Origin of the sequence: Actinoplanes sp. NPDC051633 (assembly GCF_040681735.1) — a bacterium.
GTDB lineage: Bacteria > Actinomycetota > Actinomycetes > Mycobacteriales > Micromonosporaceae > Actinoplanes.
Genome location: NZ_JBFAZH010000985.1, coordinates 1 through 2,940 on the forward strand (window position 1 = coordinate 1; position 2,940 = coordinate 2,940).

The window sequence follows — 2,940 nt, forward strand, 5'->3', positions numbered from 1 at the left end:
GGGGCCGGCGGCTGCGCTTGCTCGAGATGGGTGACGACCCGGCGCGGGCGCTGGGCGTCCGCGCGGGCCGCGACCGGCTCGTCCTGGTGCTGCTGGCGGTGGCGATCTGCGCGGTGGCCACGGCCGCCACCGGGCCGGTCGCGTTCGTGGCGCTCGCCGCGCCGCAGATCACCAAGCGGCTGACCGGCGCCGCCACGTTGCAGCTGGTGCCGTCGATGATCACCGGGGCGCTGCTGATGGTGCTCAGCGACTTCGTGGCGCAGCGGCTGCTGGCGCCCGACCAGCTGCCGGTCGGCGTGGTCACCGGCGCGGTCGGCGGCGCCTACCTGGCCTGGCTGCTCAGTGTGCAATGGCGGAAGGGAACCACATGACGCGGCTGTCCGGCGCCGATCTGACCCTCGCGTACGACCAGCGGGTGGTCGCCACCGGCCTCAACGTGGAGATCCCGGACGGCTCGTTCACCGTCATCGTCGGGCCCAACGCCTGCGGCAAGTCGACGCTGCTGCGGGCGCTGTCCGGGCTGCTCGCCCCCAAGTCGGGTGCGGTCGTGCTGGACGGGCAGACGATCTCGTCGTACCGGGCGAAGAAGGTCGCGCGCCGGCTCGGGCTGCTGGCTCAGTCGGCGATCGCGCCGGACGGCATCTCGGTCGCCGATCTCGTGGCCCGCGGCCGCTACCCGCACCAGAAGCTGCTGCGGCAGTGGACGCCGGAGGACGAGGAGCAGGTCGCGCTGGCGATGGAGGCGACCGGTGTGACCGTGCTGGCGGACCGCGCGGTGGACGAGCTCTCCGGTGGTCAGCGGCAGCGGGTGTGGATGGCCATGGCCCTGGCCCAGCAGACCGGGATCCTCCTGCTCGACGAGCCGACGACGTACCTGGACATCGCCCATCAGATCGAGCTGCTCGACCTGTGCGCCGACCTGAACGAGGAGGGGCGGACCCTGGTCGCGGTCCTGCACGACCTCAACCAGGCCACCCGGTACGCCACCCACCTGATCGCGATGAAGGAGGGCGGGATCGTCGCCCAGGGCGAACCGTCGACGATCATCACGGCCGACCTGGTCGAGCACATCTACGGGCTCAAGTGCGAGGTCATCGCCGACCCGCAGACCGGCACCCCGCTGGTCGTCCCGGCGGGCCGCGCGGCTAGACGCGCGTCAGCAGGAACACCGGGATGAGGCGGTCGGTCTTGTATTTCTTCGCGACCTGGTTGAGTGGATCAAATAATCACCCTAGAATCCGCCATCGGGGAACGTCTATTCCGAATCGGGGGATGTTTGATGGGTCTCTCTTATTGATCCCGGCAGTTGCGCCGGTGCGGGCGGCAAAGCCGTGACGACGGTCGGATTCGGATCGACGTGCACGTTGTTGTCGCCGAACTCTGCGATGAGTCGGCCAGCGTAATCACCATCGCGTCGGTTCAAGCTGACGACGACCATTTCCGCGCGCTCGTCGACTCCGACCGTGGACACCCATGTCTCCGTCCGGGTGTCCATCCATTCATGGACGATGCGCTGCTGAATTGATTCGAGCTGCGCCATTCTCCGCCGGCGTGCAGCACGTCGTTCCCGAGGATCCACCAGTCAAGCGTAGTGCAAATCCTGGAGGTTCCCATGCGTCGCTCAGCGCGGCTTCGTCTTGCCGCGGCCAGCTGTTTCTCGATCATCATTCTGACCATCGGCGCCCAAGGCGCCTGGGCCGGCGCCGAGAAAGGCGGCACCGGAGAAACAAGCCGCCCGATTCCTGCGGGCGCTGCCCCGAACGCCGTCGAGACCACAGCGAGCGCGGTCATGCGCTGGCTCGACCAGCACCCGCAGGCCGGAGCCGCCGGCGTGACGGTGCGCGATGGCGTCGTCGTCGTGCAGTGGAAGGGCGAGGTGCCCGCCTCGATGCGTCGGCTCTCCGGCGCCCAGCCGGCTGAGGTTCTATTTGTCCCGGCCAAGTACTCCGCCGCCGAGCTGCTCGCGGAGTCGGCCCGTCTGGCCAAGGCCAACCAGGCGACCATCGCCACCGTGGGCCCGAGCGAGGACTACAGCGGCCTCGACGTGCAACTGAGCAGCAAAGGTGCCGCCCAGCGGGCGACGATCAACTCCAGCTATCCCGTGTCGGTGACCGGCGCGATCGACGTCGCACCGGCGAGGCGGGACGCCGACACCTCCCCGTTCTGGGGCGGCGCCTTGATCTATCGAGCCACGTCACCGACTCAGGGATACGTCTGCGGCACCGGCGTCTCCGTCTACCGGGGCACCACGAGCGGAATCACGACGGCTTGGCACTGCGGCACCGGAACCTGGACCGGCTACGCCAGCGGTGCGACTCTCGGAACGGTCACCGGCACGCGCTCGCAAGCAAAAGACACTCAAGTCATCACCGGTTCCTCGACGGCCGGTCGGATCTACACCGGGCCGTGGGACTCATCCACCAGCATTCCGGTGTACAACGCGGAACGACCGGCCAACAACACCGGCATCTGCACCGGCGGCGCGGTCAGCGGCGAGCTCTGCACCCAGGTGACGGTCCGCGGCACCAACATGTACACCAACATCACCGGCGTCGGATCGGTCGGTCCGGGCTTCTGGATTTTGAGCACGGGCAGCAACGGCGGCGTGCAGATCGGGAACGTGCGCGGCGGGGACTCGGGATCGCCCGCCTTCTCGTACACCTCCGCCGGCGCAGCCTCGGTGAAGGGCTTCATCGTCGCCATCGACGGGACGTTCTCGACGCTCAACTGCCGGGGAAATCCGAACATCGCCATCGGCCCGAACGGCTTCTGCTACGCCAGGTCGTTCGCGGTGAACTCCGTCGATGCGTTGTCGGCGGTCGGCGCAACCATCAAGGTCGGTTAGCCACTGGCAAGGCTGCCGTCAACCTCACCGGCCGGCACCCCCATGGAGGTGCCGGCCGGGCCGGCCTAGATGTAATGCCCATGAGCGTTGTTGAC

At 68.4% G+C, this 2,940-nt stretch carries 4 protein-coding genes; 3 read left to right on the forward strand and 1 reads right to left on the reverse strand.

All coding sequences use genetic code 11. From position 1 onward, the window contains the following. Together AB0M20_RS35605 and AB0M20_RS35610 are read left to right on the forward strand one after the other, a co-directional pair. Nucleotides 1-371: iron chelate uptake ABC transporter family permease subunit (locus tag AB0M20_RS35605; RefSeq protein WP_364304937.1), on the forward strand; the 371-nt coding region annotated here is incomplete at its 5' end. Then, nucleotides 368-1,177 (forward strand): ABC transporter ATP-binding protein, encoded by an 810-nt coding sequence (locus AB0M20_RS35610; protein WP_364304939.1) that lies wholly within the window; start codon nt 368-370, stop codon nt 1,175-1,177. The genes AB0M20_RS35605 and AB0M20_RS35610, both read left to right, overlap by 4 nt. A 78-nt stretch (nt 1,178-1,255) precedes the next feature. Here AB0M20_RS35610 and AB0M20_RS35615 read toward each other — a convergent pair whose 3' ends face one another. Further along, nucleotides 1,256-1,540, reverse strand: coding sequence for a hypothetical protein (locus AB0M20_RS35615; RefSeq protein WP_364304941.1), 285 nt, complete (start codon nt 1,538-1,540; stop codon nt 1,256-1,258). A gap of 249 nt (nt 1,541-1,789) precedes the next feature. On the opposite strand from AB0M20_RS35615, the gene AB0M20_RS35620 reads away from it, so the two are divergent. Then, entirely contained in the window at nt 1,790-2,845 is a 1,056-nt protein-coding gene (locus AB0M20_RS35620; protein ID WP_364304943.1) for a hypothetical protein, read from the forward strand. Nucleotides 2,846-2,940 lie beyond the last annotated feature (95 nt).

Bases quoted from the DNA above. Each gene is read 5' to 3' on its own strand.
- AB0M20_RS35610 (WP_364304939.1), top strand. From the start codon at position 368: ATGACGCGGCTGTCCGGCGCCGATCTGACCCTCGCGTACGACCAGCGG.
- AB0M20_RS35615 (WP_364304941.1), bottom strand. From the start codon at position 1,540: ATGGCGCAGCTCGAATCAATTCAGCAGCGCATCGTCCATGAATGGATG.
- AB0M20_RS35620 (WP_364304943.1), top strand. From the start codon at position 1,790: ATGCGCTGGCTCGACCAGCACCCGCAGGCCGGAGCCGCCGGCGTGACG.